Consider the following 16,458-nt stretch of genomic DNA (forward strand, 5'->3'; position numbering starts at 1 on the left):
CCCTCCGCCCCCCGGCTGCGCCGACCCCCTCGCCGCGCCCGCAGCGGTGCACGGCGAGAGGCGCATGTGCTAGGGGAGCGCGCTCCCATGGCGGCCATCGGCTCACCTCCCCCTCTCCTTCTCTTCGTCGGCGTCCGCGCCGTCGACCCGGCCCATCAGCTCGACGACGTTGTCGACGTCGTCGTGGAAGACGGCGTCATCACCCGCGTGGGGCGCGGCGCAGCGACCGACGATCTGCGCCGCGCCGGCCAGGCCGAGGTCGTCTCCGGCGAGGGGCTCCTGCTCCTCCCCGCCTTCGTCGATCTCCACGCCCACCTCCGCGAGCCCGGACAGGAATACAAGGAAGACATCGCCTCCGGGCTGGCCGCCGCGGCCGCCGGCGGCTTCGCGCACGTGTGCGCGATGCCCAACACGCGGCCCGTCAACGACACCCGCTCCATCACCGAGGCCATGGTCGCCCGCGCCCGCGCGCTCTCGGGGCCCGCGCTCCACCCCATCGGCGCGATCACGATCGGCCAGAAGGGCGCCGAGCTCACCGAGATGGCCGACCTCAAGGAGGCCGGCGCCGTGGCGGTCTCCGACGACGGGCGCTGCGTCACGTCGAGCGCGGTCATGCGGCGCGCCCTCGAGTACGCGAAGACCTTCGACATGCCGGTCATCCAGCACGCCGAGGACCACGCCCTCACCGAGGGGGCGCAGATGCACGAGGGGGCGATCTCGACGCGCCTCGGCCTCCGGGGCTGGCCCCGCGTGGCGGAGGACATCATCGTCGCGCGCGACGTGCTGCTCGCCGAGGCCACCGGGGCCCGCTACCACGTGGCGCACATCTCGTCGCTCGGCGCGGTCCGCATCCTCCGCGAGGCGAAGTCCCGCGGCATCGCCGTGACCGCCGAGGTGACGCCGCACCACCTCACGCTCACCGACGCCGCCGTGCTCGGCTACGACACCGCGTGCAAGGTCAACCCGCCCCTGCGCGAGCAGGCGGACGTCGACGCGCTCCGCGAGGCGCTCGCGGACGGCACCATCGACGCCGTCGCGACCGATCACGCGCCCCACTCGACGCTCGAGAAGGACTGCGAGTTCGCCGAGGCGTCGCCCGGCCTCATCGGCCTCGAGCTCGTCGTCCCGGTCCTGCTCGACCTCGTGCGCCAGGGCGCCCTCCCCCTCGGGCGGCTCGTCGACGCGCTCACCCGCGCCCCCGCCCGCATCGCGCGGCTCGAGGCGCCCGCGATCAAGGCCGGCGCCCGCGCCGAGCTCTGCCTCGTGGACCCGAACCTGAGCTTCGTCCTCGACCCGGCGCGCCTGCGCTCGAAGAGCAAGAACACGCCGCTGCTCGGCAAGCAGCTCACCGGACGCGTCAAGATGACGCTGGCCGCCGGCCGGGTCGTCTTCATCGACGGCGAGGGAGCAGCACGATGAGCTCGCGCAAGGTCCATTTCGTCAGCCTCGGGTGCCCCAAGAACCGCGTCGACTCCGAGGTGATGCTCGGCGTCGCCCGCGCGGCGGGCTACGCGCACGTCGACGACGCCGCCGAGGCCGAGGTGATCGTCGTCAACACCTGCGGCTTCATCGGCGAGGCGAAGAAGGAGTCGATCGACGCCATCTTCGAGATGGCGCAGCACAAGGAGCACGGCAGCTGCAAGCGGCTCGTGGTCGCCGGCTGCCTCTCGCAGCGCCACCCCGAGGAGCTCGCCCGCGAGATGCCCGAGGTCGATCACTTCCTCGGCTCGAGCGACATGCTCAAGCTCGGCCAGGTGCTCGCGGGCGACGCGGAGCGGATGCTCGTCGGCAACCCCGCCGAGTGGCTCATCCGCGCCGGCGATCCGCGCACCCTCTCGACCCCCGGCGGCAGCGCCTACGTCAAGATCGCCGAGGGCTGCAACCGCACCTGCTCGTTCTGCGTGATCCCCGACCTGCGCGGCGCGCAGCGCTCGCGGCCCATCCCGGACGTGGTGCGCGAGGTAGAGCAGCTCGCGGCGGCGGGCGTCCGCGAGATCAACCTCATCTCGCAGGACACGATCGCCTACGGCCGCGACGCCGCGGGCCGCGCGCAGGGCGGCGAGCGCGCGACGCTCGCGGAGCTCGTCCAGAAGGTCGCCGACGTGCCCGGCGTGCGCTGGGTGCGGCTCTTCTACCTCTACCCCGAGACGATGACCGACGACCTCGTCGAGCTGCTCGCCGGCCACCCGCGCGTCGTGCCCTACGTCGACATGCCGCTCCAGCACGCCGCGGACGCGATGCTGCGCAGGATGCGGCGCGGCCACGGCGGCGACCGGCTCCGGCGGGTCGTCTCCACGCTGCGCGAGCGCGTGCCCGATCTCACGTTCCGCACCGCGTTCATCGTCGGCCACCCCGGCGAGACCGACGCCGAGTTCGAGGAGCTCTGCGATTTCGTGCGCTGGGCCGAGTTCGAGCGGGTCGGGGTGTTCCGCTACTCCGACGAGGAGGCGAGCCGCAGCTACGCGCTCGAGGGCAAGGTCCCCGCGCGCACGGCCGCGAGCCGCTACCGCCGCCTCATGACGCTGCAGCGCCGCATCGCGCACAAGAAGAGCGCCGCGATGATCGGCCGCGAGCTCGAGGTGCTCGTCGAGGGGACGAGCGACGAGCACGAGTACGTGCTCATGGGCCGTCACGCCGGCCAGGCGCCCGAGATCGACGGGCAGGTCTACCTGTCCGGCGGCGAGGTCCGCCCCGGCGAGATGTGCCGCGTCCGGATCACCCAGGCGAGCGACTACGACCTCGTGGGCGAGCTGCTCGGCGAGGACGAGGGCCAGCGCGGCGCCGCGCTCCCCCTGCCCCCGGAGCTCGGCGCCGTCGCGGCGAAGCGGCGCGTCGCCCTGCGCGTGCTGCAAACCGATGGACGCGAGCGCCAACAGAATTGACGGCTCGACCGGCGGGGCGCGGCGCGACGGCTGAAAATCGCGCGGCGCCGCGGCGCTCACGGGCGCCCCGGGCGCGGCACGCGGTGTGCTATGAAGCCGTCCCGTGCCGATGCTCCGCCGCGCGCTTCACCTTGCTTTTGCCCTGGCGATCTCGCTGCTCGCCGGTGCGGCCTGCCTGAGCCCGACGTTGCCCCTCCCCCCGCCCGAGCCGGCCGACACGATGCGGCCGTCCGCGGACCGCGAGGGGGTGTGGCAGATCTCGGGCAACTGCGCCCCCGGGGCGCGCGTCAGCGTGTTCAACGAGCGGACCCAGCGGGGCGTGATCGAGCACGACACCGACAGGAACGGCCGGTACCACCTCGAGATCGAGGCGGAGCTCTGCGACGTCCTGCTCGTGTGGCAGGAGCTGGAGGGCAACGGAGGCGAGGAGAGCGCGGCGCAGTCGTTCGTCGTCGAGGAGCGCACCCCGCTCGGCGTCGTCAACGACGCCTGCCCCTGAAGGCCGACGGGCGCGCGACCGCGCGCGTCGACGCAGCGTGCCGCGCCCGATGGCCGCCGTCGACGCGCGCGCGGAGCGTCGTGTAGTGTGGTGGCGTGATGGCGTCGATCTCGCCGAGCATCCCGCCGACCGCCACCCGGGTGCTGGTCGTCGATGACGAGCCGGGCCTCCGTCAGGTGCTCAGCATCGCTTTCCGCCGCCAGGGTTACGAGGTCGCGCTCGCGCCCGGCGCCGGCGCCGCCCTCGAGGCGATCCGCCAGAACCCGCAGCCGTTCCCGCTGATCCTGACCGACCTCGTGATGCCCGACGGCTCGGGGATCGAGGTGCTCGCCGCCGCGAAGGCGCGGAGCAGCGCGACCGAGGTGATCGTGATGACCGCGCACTCCACCGTGGAGAGCGCGCTCGACGCGATGCGTCGCGGCGCGTACGACTTCGTGACAAAGCCGTTCTCGCCCGCGGAGCTCATCGCGCTCGCCGCGAAGGCGCTCGAGAAGAGCTCGATCGTCGCCGAGAACCAGCGGCTGCGCGCGCAGCTCGAGCGGCTCGACCTGCCTTCGCGCGAGCCGCTCGGCACGAGCCCCGCGATGCAGCGGATCTCCGAGCTCATCGGCAAGATCGCGCCGACGCGCACGACCGTGCTGATCACGGGCGAGAGCGGGACCGGCAAGGAGCGCGTGGCCCGCGCGATCCACGAGCAGAGCGACCGCGCCGCGAAGCCGTTCCTGGTCGTCAACTGCGGGGCGCTGCCGGAGGCGCTCATGGAGAGCGAGCTGTTCGGCCACGAGAAGGGCTCGTTCACGGGCGCCGGCGCGCGCGCGCTCGGGCTGTTCCGGGAGGCGGACGGCGGGACGTTGCTCCTCGACGAGGTCGGGGAGCTGCCGGCCTCGCTGCAGGTGAAGCTCCTCCGCGTGCTCCAGGAGCGAAAGGTGCGCCCGGTCGGCGCCGCCGCGGAGATCGCGGTGGATGTCCGGGTCCTCGCCGCGACGAACCGGGATGTGGAGGTCGAGGTGCGCGAGGGGCGGTTCCGGCAGGACCTCTATTACCGGCTCAACGTCATCCGCATCGAGCTGCCGCCCCTGCGCGAGCGCCCCGGGGACGTCTCGCGGCTCGCCGAGCGCTTCCTGCGCCGCTTCGCCGCCGAGCTCGGCAAGGACGTCCGCGGCCTCACGACGGACGCGATGCGCGCGCTCGACGCCTACGGCTTCCCGGGCAACGTGCGCGAGCTCGAGAACATGATGGAGCGCGCGGTGGCGCTCGCCGGAGGGCCCTCGATCGGCCTCGGCGACCTCCCGAGCGCCGTCGCCGGCCTCAGCGCGAGCCCGGCCCCGCTGCTCGCGCAGCTGCCGCCCGGCGGGTGCATGCTCGACGAGGTGCTCGGGGAGGTCGAGCGCCGGCTCATCCTGCAGGCGCTCGAGCGCACCGGCGGCGTCCGCAAGGCCGCCGCGAAGCTGCTCGGCGTGTCGTTCCGGTCGCTGCGCTACCGGCTCGCCAAGCACGCGCTCGCCACCGACGGGGACGGCGACGACGACCTGGAGGGAGGATCCCGACGAGAATCGTCACCGCCCGGCGCCCCGCAGTGACGGTTTTCGTCACCGCGGGAAACGAGCACAACCACACACACCTCGCGCAGCTCGCCCTCTCTCTCAAGGAAAACCGAGGAAACTCATGAGCTTCTCGCGGAAGTCGAAGATGGCGCAGGGCCGCTCCCTCCTTGGCACGTCGCCTGCTGGAAGGTTCGAGCGCATGCGGAGCACGCGGCGACAGCGAAACGCGGCGAGGCGAGCGTTCACGCTCGTCGAGCTCCTCGTCGTCGTGGCGATGGTGGGTATTCTCGCGGCGCTCGCCGTCGTCGGCTATCGCAAGTACATGAACGCGGCGGGCGTCGCCGAGCCGAAGGCGGTCATTCAGGGGATCCGCGGCGCGCAGGAGTCCTACAAGGCCGAGATGCTCGTGTACCTGGATGTCTCGAGCTCGCTCGACAGCTGGTATCCTGCGGGGACCCTCAACGATCAGAAGCGCGCGTGGGGCAGCGCTACCCCGGACGGCGACAATTGGCGGATGCTCAACGTGTCGACGGACGGCGCGGTGCGCTTCGGGTACGCGACGAAGGCGGGCACGGGGACCAGCTACAACGTGACCCCCCACTCGGGCTTCAGCTTTCACGGGTTGCCCCAGGATCCGCTGATGGATCCGCAGTTTCGGCCGAACGGCCCCTGGTACGTCATCCAGGCGGCCGGCGATCGCGACTCGGATCTGAAGTATGCCTTGCTCCTGACGACATCCACGATGTCCGGGATCTACTGGGAGAACGACACGGAGTAGGGGATGGTTTGCCCCGGCGGCGCCGAGAGCGCCTGTCCGTGGGAGAGGTTTTCGCGCTGCGGGCTGGCCGGGCCCCGCACCAGGCATCTCGACGGTCCGTCTCGGCAACGAATCCAATTAAAGAAAGCATCACGGAGGATCGACACTCATGCGTGCACTGAAGCGATACGACAGAAGAGGCTTCACCCTCGTCGAGCTCATGATCGTCGTCGCCATCATCGGCGTCCTCGCCGCGCTGGCGATCTTCGGGGTCCGCCGGTACCTCGCGAGCGCGAAGAGCTCGGAGGCCAAGAACACCGTGGGCGCGATCTCCCGAGGCGCGGTCGCCGCCTTCGAGCGCGAGACGGCCCCTTCCGCGATCCTGGCGGCCGGCGAAACTTCGGATCCGACGACCCGTAGCCTGTGCGCGAGCGCCAATGCGGTGCCCGATTTCGTTCCGGCGGGCAACAAGTACCAGCCGAGCGCGGCGGCAGGCGCGGACTTCGAGGTCGGCAGCGAGACCGAGGGCTGGCCGTGCCTGAGGTTCGCGGTGAGTCAGCCGATCTATTTCCAGTACCACTATCTTTTGAACGAGCGTGTTCCCAACCAGACCGATGCTCCTGCGGCTGCTGGGGACGCCTACTTCGAGGCGGGCGCGGTCGGAAACCTCGACGCGGACACCGCCCCCGCCGTTTACAGCGTGTTCACGCGCCTGGGTTCGGTGACCAACGCGACGGGGCAGATCACCGTGGCCACGCAGGTCCACGTCGAGCGCGAGTACGAATGAGGTGAGCTCGGGCTGCCCGGCTCACGGATGAGCCGGGCAGCGCACGCGGAACGAGGCCACCGGTCATGAGGGTGTACCATGCGATACACGGCGACGTCTCGTGTGCGCGGATTCACGCTCGTCGAGCTCATGATCGTGGTGGCCATCCTCGGCGTGCTCGCCGCCCTGGCGATCACCGGGGTGCGCAGCTATCTCACGACCGCGAAGACGGCTGAAGCGAAGCAGATCGTCGGCGCCATCACCCGCAGCGCCATCAACCAGTACGAGCGCGAGCGCGATCTCTCCTTGGTGCTTCCTGCCACGGGAACCGCCGCGGCGAGCACCCACACCCTCTGCGCCTCGGCCTCGCCGGTCCCCCTCGATTTCACCTACGTCCTGGGGACGAAGTACCAGCCGAGCGCGGCGCCCGGCGTCGACTTCATGTCGGGCTCGACGACCGAAGGCTGGCAGTGCCTCGGCTTCACCATCAGCCAGCCCATCTACTTCCAGTACTCGTACCAGGTCGGCGGCGGCTACCTCAGCGAGGGCATGACGGACGCGCCCCTCCTCGGCACGGAGGCGTTCGAGGCGGGAGCGCGCGCGGACCTGGACGGCGACGGCCGACCGTGCACGCTGGTCCGCACCGGCGAGGTGCGCGACGGCGAGATCGTGACCAGCACCGTGATCTTCACGAACAACGACCCGGACTGACGCGGGCCACGGCCGTCGGTCGCGCTTGTTGGATCGTGGGGGGGTGAGGTAGACAGGAGCCCATGTCCTGGCGCTCCTGGAGCGCGCTGGAGCTCAGCGCGGCCTTCGCGGTCGGCGGCAGCGTCCTCGCCGTCGCCGTCCCCGCGTTCTTCCGAAACCTCAGCGCATCCAAGCTGAGCGAGCCGATCGAGGGGCTCGACCGGCTGGTGACCAGCGCGGTCGCCTACGCCGAGTCGCGGCCGCAGGAGATCAGCTTCCCCCCGTCCGCCCCGCTGACCCCGGCGCAGGTGCCGCGCGGCGTGCGCGCGGTCGATCCGCCGGAGTCGTGGGAGCACCTCACGTGGCGGTCGCTCGACTTCCGCGTCGAGGGGCCGCACGCGTTCGCCTTCCAGTTCACGAGCGAGCTCGACGCGTCGAAGGCCATGCGCTTCATCGCGACCGCGCACGGCGACCTCGACGGCGACGGCGCGCTCTCCACGTTCGAGGTGCGCGGCGAGCGGATCCCCGGGGAATCGGCCCGCGTGCTCCCGGGCATGTTCGTGGACCGCGAGGTGGAATGATGGGGGCTCGTCCGGCGCCCGGGTCCGCGGACCGTCCGGAAGCCCGCCCGCTCCTCTCCCGCATCGCGCGCGCGCGCGACGCGCTCGTCACGGCCGCGCTCGCGGCCGTCGCCGCCGTCGCGATCGGGAGCGTGCGCGCGCCGGCCGCGGCGCTGGAGAAGCGCGTCGCCGAGACCTCCGACGTGTACGTCCTGCCGCCGCCGGACGAGGTGGTCCCCCTCTCGCTCGGCTATCGCTCCGCGCTGGCCGATCTGCTGTGGTCCCACGTGCTCGTCTCGCAGGGGCTGCACACCATGGAGCGCCGCAGGTTCGAGAACCTGACCCTGCTGCTCGACGCCATCAACGCGCTCGACCCGACCTTTCGCGAGCCGTACCTGCTCGCCGACGCGCTCATCACGTTCCAGACGAGCACGACCCCCCACGACGAGGTCGTCAAGGCGCGCGAGATCATGGAGCGCGGGGTGCAGAACCGCCCCCTCGACGGCGAGCTCTGGCTCGTGCTCGGCCAGTTCGTCGCCTTCATCGCGCCGGCCTCGTACCTGACCGATCCCGCGGAGAAGGCGCAGTGGCGCCTCGACGGGGCCCGGATGCTCGCGCGCGCCGCGGAGCTCGGGGGCAACGACGCGAACATCAGCTGGCAGGCGCTCGGCGGCGCGGGCATCCTCGGGCGCGCGGGCGAGCGCGACGCAGAGATCCGGTTCCTCCAGCGCACCCTCGCCGTCACGGACGACGAGGAGCTGAAGCAGAAGATCCGCGGGCAGCTCGACGTGCTCCTCGGGGAGCAGGCCGCGGAGGCCTACCGCCGGCGCCTCGACGGCTTCAGCGAGATCTGGCGGCGCGATCTGCCGTTCGTCAGCAAGACGGCGATCCTCGTGCTGGGCCCCCCGCGCGACCCGGCGTACTGCGCGGGCGGCGCGCACGCCGAGGAGCCGCGGTGCGCGACGACGTGGCGCTCGTGGGCCGAGCGGGTCGAGGGCGAGCGGTGAGGCTCCTCGACGCCGCCGGGGTGCGGGCGTCGCCCCCGCGACAGCGCCGTTCGAGACGAGCTGTGTCAGGGAGGGTTCACGTGGGGAATCGCGAGATGGCGTCGGCCTCGCCCGACGCCGCGAGGTAGCTCCTCGGCGGTCCGAGCAGCCCCGCCCGTGCGCCGGGCGCCGCGGGCCACCGCGGCGCGTCAGTCAAACCTGACGGCCGCGGTCTTGGTCTCGCCGGCCTTCACCGAGACGGTGACCGACTTCTTCCCGAGCTCCGAGTGGATGAAGGTCACCGTGTGCGACCCCGCGGGGACGCTGACGCCGACCTTGGGCGTGCTCCCCAGCGGCCGCCCGTCGAGGACCACCTTCGAGACCGGGATCGAGTTGATGTTCAGGGTCGCGTTGCCGGCGGCGGCCGCAGGCGCAGCGGCCGGCGCCTCCGCCTTCGGCGCCGCGGCGGGCGCCTCCGACTTCGGCGCCGGGGCGGCCGGCGCAGGGTCCGGCGCGGGCGCGGGCGCGGCGGCGGCGACCGGGGCGGCGGCGGCCGGCTCGGGGTTGCTCGCCTCCTCCAGCGCGATCCGGATCGTCTTCTCGGCCTGCCCGTCCTCGAACGAGATCGCCTGGGAGAAGTCCGTATACCCCTTCTTCTTCGCGACGATCTTCCAGCCCTCCGACGGATTGACATCCACCTTGACGGGCGGCTTCTTCCAGGCCGAATCCGGCAGCTTCTTCTCCGTCCCCTTGGCGCTCACCAGCTTGACCGAAGCGCCCGACGTCGCGAGATCGAGCGTGACCTGCCCCTTCAGCACCTTGAGCGCGACGGTGCCGAGGTCCTTCGTCTGGCCCTGCCCCACCTCGACCGTCTGCTCCACGGGCTCGTAGCGCTCGCCGCCGTCGAAACGGATCTTGTGCTCCCCCGGAGATACGCTGACCTCCAGCGGGAGCGTGCCTTTCTCCACACCGTCGATGAAGACCTTCACGCCGGGCTGCGCGCCCGACGCCTTCACGCCGGTCGCCGTGGACCCGTTGGTCGAAGCCCGCGCCGCGGCCGCGCCGTCGAGCGTGATCACGACGACCTTCTCCTTGCCGCCCTCGACGACCTCGACGGCGTCGTGCGGCGGGAAGTCGGGGGCGAGGATCTTGACCACCTTGGAGCCGGGATCGAGCTCGCGCACGACGCAAGGCACGGTGTCGCAGCGCTTCTGGCCGTCGATGAAGATCTCGGCCCTCGCGACCGAGGTGCCGCCCGGGGCCTTCAGGTCGATGGTGAGCGCGCCCTTCTTCGGCACGAGCATGACCACCGCCAGGATGAGCACGGCGACCAGCGCGAGCCCGCCGAGGAGCACGCCCGCCTTGCCGGCGCCCTGCTGCGTCGCAGGGCGCGGGCGGATCGCCGTCGGCTCGTCGTTGCGCGACAGCGAGCGGTGGCCGATCTCCGAGGGCAGCGCCGGCGCCGGCGGGGCGCTCGGGATCGGCGGCGGCGTCGGGATCGGGGTGCGCGTCCTCGCGGCCGGCGCCGCGCCGCCCGAGCTCGCGAGCAGCGCCGCGGCCGCCTTCGGGAGCGCCGGCGAGCTCACCGTCGGCAGCGGGGTCGTCCGCCCGGGCATGCTGTCGCTGCCCGGCCGGTCGTAAACGTGGGTCGACTCCTCGTCGTCGTCCCAGTCCATGTCGACCGCGGCGCCCTTGCCCGACTGAGGCTTCCCCTCGTCGGCCGCCTTCTGCGGCGGCTTCACCGACGGCACGCGCACCGGCGGCGGGACCACCGGGGGCAGCGCGCTTGTCGGCGCCGGCGGCACCGGGCTCTTCGACGGCAGGGCCGGGGCGGTGACCGGGGGTAGCACCGATTGCCGCGAGGGCGGCGCCACCACGGGCGGCAGAGAGCCCGGCTTGACCGAGGGGGGCATCGGCGGCGGCAGCGAGCCGGGGCTCGTCCCCTTCGCCGACACCGGCGGCGGCAGCGAGCCGGGGCTCGTCCCCTTCGCCGACACCGGCGGCGGCAGCGAGGCCGGCTTGACCGAGGGGGGCATCGGCGGCGGCAGCGAGCCGGGGCCCGTCCCCTTCACCGGCACCGGCGGCGGCAGCGAGCCGGGACTCGCGCCCTTCGCCGACACCGGCGGCGGCGGCAGCAGCGGGGAGGCCATCCCCCCAGGGAGCGTCACCGCAGGAGCGGGCGGCGGCACCGCAGGAACGTTGGGGGGCGGCGGCACCGCGGCGCCGACGAGGGTGCGCTGGCGCGTCGGCGGCGAGGGGGGCACGAGCGCGGGGCTCGTGGCGCGCGATGACTTCTTGGCGAGCCCCTCGAAGACGTCTAGATCGCTGCCGCCCTTGTTATCGGCCATGTTCGAGAACTCCTCAGGACATGCGGCGCCGTTCGCCGCGGCTTCCGAGAAACGATCGCGCATGCGTCGCGCGATGAGCGTGATGTTGAAGAGCGGGCCCTCGTCGCGGGCGAGCTCGGAGAGCCCTGCGCGACCCTGACCCGCTGCAGCGTACCGCTGGTCCGGTGACTTCGCGAGCGCCATCGGGACGATCCCAGGCGCGGCGCCGCGGCGCGCGCGCCGCGATCTCGCGCGGATCTCGCGCGTCGCGGCCGGCGCAACGCCCGATGACGTCCGCGGCGCTCGCGACCTCGGACGAGCGCTCGCCTGCCGTCATCGTCCGGAAACAGACGCCCTGCGCGGCGTGAATCGCGTGGATCGCGTGGATCGATCGCGCGCGGCGCTCGATTGCGCGCCTCGACGCGATCGCGCGCCCGCGCTCCCGACGCGCTGTGCGCGCGACCTCCGCCAGCGAGCCCACGCCGATCCGCGCCACAAGGTCGCAAGCTGCGAAGAACGGCAAACGGTGCACCGACCCCCCGTTTCTAATCCCTCGGACCGCCGACGCACAAGCGCCTACTGCATCCCAGGCGAGGATCCGGGCGCCGCCACGCTCAGTGGTCGCCGTCCGCGGTTTCCTCTTTCTTCGGCTTTTTGAAGTATCGAACGCGCTTCTGCTGGAGCGGATACCAGACGCTGTGCGGAACGATGGGTGTGGACTCGAACATCCGACCCGCGCCGGGCGCCTCGGCGCGGGTGAGCCCGACGGCGCGCGGGCCCGACGGCGGGTGGACGGCGGCGCCGGCGAGATCGGTATCGCCGCCGAGGGCCACCGAGAGCGGCCGGGGGAGATAGATCCGCGAGGAGCACCCGAGCCCCACCAGGAAGTCCTGGAGCAGCTTCGCATCGCGCGGGTCCACGGGCGTCGGGGGCGGCGCCGAGGCGTCCGGCGACAGCGCGGGGTCCGGCGCGCTCGACGGGCCGGCCGCGGCCCGCTCGACGTAGATCAGCATCCCGTCCTCGTCGTTGACCCCGAGCGCGGCCACGGCGCCCGCGCTGCTGTCGGCCCCCGTCGCGATCCGGACCGCGCCGCGCACCGGCGGGGTCGGCGAGGCCGAGAACGCCCCGGCCGAGTGCCAGATGCTCGACGCCCCGCCGTGGCCCGCGCCGGGCGCCGCGCCGCCGTCGCCGAGCACCGCCACGAGCGGGCCCGCCCCGGCCGGCGGGGGCGCCCCGGGCTCGCCCAGCGGGGCGGCCGCGACCGTCCGCGGGTCGACCTTGAGCACCCGCAGGCGCACGCCGGGTCGCGCGGGATCGGGGCGGATCTCGGTGATCGCGAGCGCGTACGGGAAGCCGTGCTGCGGGAGCCCCTGGGTGCGCCAGACGCCCTCCCCCGCCTCGGCCGGCGCGGCGCGCGGCGCGAGCGGCGGCCCCGGCAAGAGGTGCCGCAGCGTCATGTAGAAGAAATCGCGCGCCTCCCGCCGGATGTAACGCGGGAAGTTCATCAGGCCCATGCCGCGGATGAGCCGGCGGCCGCGGAACCGGTAGCCCGAGAGCCCCGAGACCTCGCCCTCCGCCTCCCATTCGCCCTGGAGCGGGCGCCCCAGCGCGGGCAGCTCGCCGCTCGGCGCCACGTGGTAGAATTCGAGCCCGCTGTGGCCCGCGTTCATGTCGAGCGCGATACCGTAGGAGCAGCGGGCCTGGATCATCGCCTGCGACAGCGCCTCCGGGCTCACGTCGGCGCCGTAGAAGTACGCGACGAAGCGCTCCCGGGTCAGGCAGATGCCGGTCCTGACCGTGTGCGTCTTGTCGGCCCAGCCGGGCGGCGTGCCCCCCCACCACGTGCGCCCGAACGGATTCCATTTCTCGTCCTGGACCATGACCGTCATGTTCTGGCGGTACGAGAGCATCCACTCGGGGACGGTCTCGTCCTCCGACCAGGTCCCGAAGAGCGTGCTGCCGTCGCGCCGGACGGCCACGGTCGCGGCGTACGGCTTCGGCGGCAGGTACATCACCCCGTCGGCCATCATGCCGAACTCGCCGTGCATCGCCTGGAAGCCCGCGTTCGACGCGGCGACCACGCGCTTCATGACCTCGGGCGTGCGCGGGATGAGCCCCGGCCCCGCCTCGCCCGTCGCGCCCTTGGGCTCCACCGTGCCCGCCATCATGTGGAGCTCCACCTGCCGCGGATCCCAGAGCGCGATGTAGACGCGCGTCGCCTTGCGCGAGCGGTCCGCCCGGATGAACGTGGTCATGAACGCCGGCGGGAGCCCGTCGAGCTTGCGGACGAAGGCGTCGCCGCCCTGCGGTTTCCACTGCCCCTCCCCGGGCAGCGCCGGCGTCACCCAGGGCTCGAGCGGCGCGGGCGGCCAGCCGATCTCGGGATCGATCGGGATCTGGCGGACGGGCGGATCCAGCGCGCTCTGGCCGAGATCCGCGGCGATGTCCTCGGCGCCCGTGTCGCCGGTCACCGCCTCCTTGTTGCGGAGGACGAAGTCGAGCGCCGTGAACGCCACGGCCTTGACCGTCTGCATCGCGGCGTCGCCGATCACCAGGCGCACCCGGTCGACCGCCCAGGTGACGAGGTTCCCCGGCCGCGCGATCTCGAAGGACTCGGCGCGGATCCACGCGGGCAGCGGCGCGTCCGCGCCGCGCAGCGGCAGGCGCGCCTCGCGGCCGCCCGCGCGGACGACGACGTCGCCGTCGCCCTCCAGCGCGACCGCGACGTCGACCGCGCTCGCGGCGCGGCGGCCCTCGTCGGGCGCCGCGGCGCCGGGGCCCTCCGCGGCGCCCGCGGCGGGGTCCTCCGCGGCGGGGTCCTCGCCGCGGGCGGGGTCGATCGCGAACGTCCGGCGGCCGATCCCGCGCAGCCGGCCGGTCGTCTGCCAGCTGGTGATGGCGTGCTGGAGCCGCTCGATCGGCGACCAGTCGGCGCCGCCCGGGGGCGCCTGTCCGTCGAGGTCGAGCACGTGCACCGTGGGCGACGCCGCCTCGATCAGCGGGCGCGAGACGTACGCGAGCGCCTCGCGGCGGAGCACGGGCTTCGACTCGTCCGCGCCGCTCGTCTCCGTGAGGTTGTGGATGCCCGAGACGTCGAGCAGGACCCCCTCGGGCGAGAGCCGCGTGTCGACGAGGTAGAGGTCGGTGGGCTCCCCGCGGACGGCGCCGCGCGCGACGGCGCGCGCCTCGACGCCGAGCGGCCGGAAGCCGCCGCGCGGCGGGTCCACCCACACCACGTCGCCGGACGCGGCGGCGATGCCCCGCTCCGCGAGCTCCGCGACGAGCGCGGCCGATCGATCTCGAGCCCCTCCGCCCACGTCGGGCGCCATCGCCGCGGCCGCGGCCGCGCAGAGGACGATGATGCCGATGCGCTCGCGGCGCAGGGTGGGCGTTTTCGGGGACTGCATTCGCCTACAACGCGCGGAGGGCCGGGGCTCCTGCCCGAGCGGCCGAGGGCGCGCGAGAGCCCGCCGTTATCACCGTTTTTGTACCGCGGCCAGATTCGGGCGGGCGCCCGCGGAGCGGCGCTGCATGCGTCCGGCTCTAGCGTCCGCCGAACCGGCGGTGCTACATCGGGCGCTCGCCATGTCGAACGCTGACTCGCCCCCTCTCCGCCGCGATGAGGCGCTGACGATCGCGCGCCTCGCTCACCTCGATCTCTCCGCTGAGGAAATCGAACGCCTCACCGGTGATCTCGGCAACATCCTCAGCTACGTCCGGCAGCTCGAGGAGCTCGACGTCTCGGCGGTGCCGCCGACGGCGCACGTGCAGATCGAGCGGCTGCCGCTCCGCGCCGACGAGGAGGCGCCGAGCCTGCCGCGCGAGGTGGCCCTGCGGGAGGCGCCGCGGGTCGAGGACGACGGGTTCGCCGTGCCGGCGTTCGTGGACGAGGGGTGAGGCCGATGGACACAGCGATCCTCGACCGTTCGATCCCGGAGCTCGCGGCGCTCGTGCAGCGCGGCGAGGTGAGCGCCGAGGAGGTGGCCCGGGCCGCGCTCGCGCGCATCGAGCAGCGCGACGGCGCGCTCGGCGCGTTCCTCACCGTGCAGGGGGAGCAGGCCATCGAGGCCGCGCGCGCGCTCGACGCGAGGCGCGCGCGGGGCGAGGCGCTCGGCCCGCTCGCCGGCGTGCCGATCGGGCTCAAGGACGCGCTCTGCACCGAGGGCGCGCCGACGACCGCCGGCTCGAAGATCCTCACGCGGGCGCCGGCCGGCGGCGCCTCGAAGGCGCCCGACGCGGCGCGCGGGTACCGCCCGCCGTACGACGCCACGGTCGTCGCCCGCCTGCGCGAGGCCGGCGCGATCCTGCCGGGCAAGTGCAACATGGACGAGTTCGCGATGGGCTCGTCGAACGAGAACAGCGCCTTCGGCCCGGTGAAGAACCCGTGGGACCGGACGCGCATCCCCGGCGGGTCGTCCGGCGGCAGCGCCGTCGCGGTGGCGGCGGGGATGACGGCTGGCTCGCTCGGCTCGGACACGGGCGGCTCGATCCGCCAGCCGGCGAGCCTCACCGGCGTGGTCGGCGTCAAGCCGACGTACGGCCGCGTCTCTCGCTACGGCCTCATCGCGTTCGCCTCGAGCCTCGACCAGATCGGGCCTTTCGCGCAGGACGTGAAGGGCGCCGCGCGGCTGCTCGAGGTGATCTCGGGCCGCGATCCGCGCGACGCGACGAGCCTCGACGCGCCGGTGGGCGCGTACGAGGCCGCGTGCGGCCGCGACGTCGCGGGCCTGCGCATCGGCGTGCCCGAGGAGTACTTCGCGAAGGGCATCGACGAGCAGGTCGAGGCGAAGGTGCGCGAGGCGATCGAGGGCCTGCGCGGGCTCGGCTGCGAGGTGAGGCCCGTGCACCTTCCGCACACGCGCTACGCGGTGGCGGCCTACTACATCGTCGCGACGGCCGAGGCGTCGTCCAACCTGGCGCGCTTCGACGGCGTGCGCTTCGGGCTGCGCGTCGACGGCGAGCGCGGCGGGAAGGCGGACCTCCAGGGCCTCTACGGCGGCACGCGCGGCGAGGGGTTCGGCCGGGAGGTGAAGCGCCGCATCCTGCTCGGCACGTACGTGCTCTCCGCGGGCTACTACGACGCGTACTACCTGCGCGCGCAGAAGGTCAGGACGCTCATCCGGCGCGATTTCGACGAGGCCTTCCGCGACGTCGACCTCATCGCGGCGCCGGTCTCGCCGACGGTCGCGTTCCGGCTCGGCGAGCGCGTCGACGACCCGCTGTCGATGTACCTGGCCGACGTCTACACGCTGCCCGCCAGCATGGCGGGGCTGCCCGCGATCAGCGTCCCGTGCGCGACCGCGGCGGCCCCCGACGGCGGGCCTCCGCTGCCCGTCGGCCTGCAGCTCATCGCGCCGGCGCTGGAGGAGGCGCGGCTCTGCAGGGCGGCCTACGCGTGGGAGCAGATCTCCCCGGTGCGCGGCCTGCGCGCGCCGGTCGCGTGACGG

13 protein-coding genes are annotated in these 16,458 nt (G+C 73.3%); 11 read left to right on the top strand and 2 right to left on the bottom strand.

The annotated features are described in order from the left end of the window. The first annotated feature begins 87 nt into the window (after window positions 1–87). The 9 genes from WME98_RS51035 to WME98_RS51075 all read left to right on the top strand — a co-directional run bounded on the left by WME98_RS51035 (window position 88) and on the right by WME98_RS51075 (window position 8,705). Window positions 88–1,419, top strand: a complete 1,332-nt coding sequence (locus WME98_RS51035) for a dihydroorotase (RefSeq protein ID WP_437948852.1) — start codon at window positions 88–90, stop codon at window positions 1,417–1,419. Further along, complete coding sequence (rimO, locus tag WME98_RS51040) at window positions 1,416–2,882, top strand: 30S ribosomal protein S12 methylthiotransferase RimO (RefSeq protein WP_437948853.1); 1,467 nt, start codon at window positions 1,416–1,418, stop codon at window positions 2,880–2,882. The genes WME98_RS51035 and rimO overlap by 4 nt, the downstream gene beginning before the upstream one ends. A gap of 109 nt (window positions 2,883–2,991) precedes the next feature. Then, window positions 2,992–3,381: a hypothetical protein gene (locus WME98_RS51045; protein WP_437954133.1), complete on the top strand. Its 390-nt coding sequence runs from the start codon at window positions 2,992–2,994 to the stop codon at window positions 3,379–3,381. A gap of 98 nt (window positions 3,382–3,479) precedes the next feature. After that, window positions 3,480–4,961: a sigma-54-dependent transcriptional regulator gene (locus WME98_RS51050; protein WP_437948854.1), complete on the top strand. Its 1,482-nt coding sequence runs from the start codon at window positions 3,480–3,482 to the stop codon at window positions 4,959–4,961. An 85-nt stretch (window positions 4,962–5,046) separates the two neighbouring features. Further along, window positions 5,047–5,703, top strand: coding sequence for a type IV pilin protein (locus tag WME98_RS51055; protein ID WP_437948855.1), 657 nt, complete (start codon window positions 5,047–5,049; stop codon window positions 5,701–5,703). Between the two features lie 148 nt (window positions 5,704–5,851). Then, complete coding sequence (locus WME98_RS51060) at window positions 5,852–6,469, top strand: type IV pilin protein (protein ID WP_437948856.1); 618 nt, start codon at window positions 5,852–5,854, stop codon at window positions 6,467–6,469. A gap of 78 nt (window positions 6,470–6,547) precedes the next feature. After that, window positions 6,548–7,159, top strand: a complete 612-nt coding sequence (locus WME98_RS51065; RefSeq protein ID WP_437948857.1) for a type IV pilin protein — start codon at window positions 6,548–6,550, stop codon at window positions 7,157–7,159. A 62-nt stretch (window positions 7,160–7,221) separates the two neighbouring features. Beyond that, window positions 7,222–7,719: a hypothetical protein gene (locus tag WME98_RS51070; protein ID WP_437322304.1), complete on the top strand. Its 498-nt coding sequence runs from the start codon at window positions 7,222–7,224 to the stop codon at window positions 7,717–7,719. Then, window positions 7,719–8,705, top strand: a complete 987-nt coding sequence (locus tag WME98_RS51075; protein WP_437948858.1) for a hypothetical protein — start codon at window positions 7,719–7,721, stop codon at window positions 8,703–8,705. Before WME98_RS51070 ends, WME98_RS51075 begins: the two co-directional genes overlap by 1 nt. Window positions 8,706–8,893: 188 nt before the next feature. On the opposite strand, the gene WME98_RS51080 is transcribed toward WME98_RS51075, so the two are convergent. Together WME98_RS51080 and WME98_RS51085 are read right to left on the bottom strand one after the other, a co-directional pair. Next, entirely contained in the window at window positions 8,894–11,215 is a 2,322-nt protein-coding gene (locus WME98_RS51080; protein ID WP_437948859.1) for a PEGA domain-containing protein, read from the bottom strand. Between the two features lie 410 nt (window positions 11,216–11,625). Further along, window positions 11,626–14,418: a hypothetical protein gene (locus WME98_RS51085; RefSeq protein ID WP_437948860.1), complete on the bottom strand. Its 2,793-nt coding sequence runs from the start codon at window positions 14,416–14,418 to the stop codon at window positions 11,626–11,628. A gap of 178 nt (window positions 14,419–14,596) precedes the next feature. Here WME98_RS51085 and gatC point away from each other — a divergent pair, with 178 nt between their 5' ends. Beyond that, complete coding sequence (gatC, locus tag WME98_RS51090) at window positions 14,597–14,908, top strand: Asp-tRNA(Asn)/Glu-tRNA(Gln) amidotransferase subunit GatC (RefSeq protein WP_012236913.1); 312 nt, start codon at window positions 14,597–14,599, stop codon at window positions 14,906–14,908. Window positions 14,909–14,913: 5 nt separating this feature from the next. Next, window positions 14,914–16,455: an Asp-tRNA(Asn)/Glu-tRNA(Gln) amidotransferase subunit GatA gene (gene gatA / locus WME98_RS51095; protein ID WP_437948861.1), complete on the top strand. Its 1,542-nt coding sequence runs from the start codon at window positions 14,914–14,916 to the stop codon at window positions 16,453–16,455. The last annotated feature ends 3 nt before the right edge of the window (window positions 16,456–16,458 follow it).

Origin of the sequence: Sorangium sp. So ce296, from assembly GCF_051529605.1 — a bacterium.
Taxonomy (GTDB): Bacteria; Myxococcota_A; Polyangia; order Polyangiales; family Polyangiaceae; genus Sorangium; species Sorangium cellulosum_D.

Bases quoted from the DNA above. Each gene is read 5' to 3' on its own strand.
- WME98_RS51050 (WP_437948854.1), top strand. From the start codon at position 3,480: ATGGCGTCGATCTCGCCGAGCATCCCGCCGACCGCCACCCGGGTGCTG.
- gatC (WP_012236913.1), top strand. From the start codon at position 14,597: ATGTCGAACGCTGACTCGCCCCCTCTCCGCCGCGATGAGGCGCTGACG.
- WME98_RS51075 (WP_437948858.1), top strand. From the start codon at position 7,719: ATGGGGGCTCGTCCGGCGCCCGGGTCCGCGGACCGTCCGGAAGCCCGC.
- WME98_RS51035 (WP_437948852.1), top strand. From the start codon at position 88: ATGGCGGCCATCGGCTCACCTCCCCCTCTCCTTCTCTTCGTCGGCGTC.
- WME98_RS51070 (WP_437322304.1), top strand. From the start codon at position 7,222: ATGTCCTGGCGCTCCTGGAGCGCGCTGGAGCTCAGCGCGGCCTTCGCG.
- WME98_RS51045 (WP_437954133.1), top strand. From the start codon at position 2,992: ATGCTCCGCCGCGCGCTTCACCTTGCTTTTGCCCTGGCGATCTCGCTG.
- WME98_RS51055 (WP_437948855.1), top strand. From the start codon at position 5,047: ATGAGCTTCTCGCGGAAGTCGAAGATGGCGCAGGGCCGCTCCCTCCTT.
- WME98_RS51080 (WP_437948859.1), bottom strand. From the start codon at position 11,215: ATGGCGCTCGCGAAGTCACCGGACCAGCGGTACGCTGCAGCGGGTCAG.
- WME98_RS51060 (WP_437948856.1), top strand. From the start codon at position 5,852: ATGCGTGCACTGAAGCGATACGACAGAAGAGGCTTCACCCTCGTCGAG.
- gatA (WP_437948861.1), top strand. From the start codon at position 14,914: ATGGACACAGCGATCCTCGACCGTTCGATCCCGGAGCTCGCGGCGCTC.
- rimO (WP_437948853.1), top strand. From the start codon at position 1,416: ATGAGCTCGCGCAAGGTCCATTTCGTCAGCCTCGGGTGCCCCAAGAAC.
- WME98_RS51065 (WP_437948857.1), top strand. From the start codon at position 6,548: ATGCGATACACGGCGACGTCTCGTGTGCGCGGATTCACGCTCGTCGAG.
- WME98_RS51085 (WP_437948860.1), bottom strand. From the start codon at position 14,418: ATGCAGTCCCCGAAAACGCCCACCCTGCGCCGCGAGCGCATCGGCATC.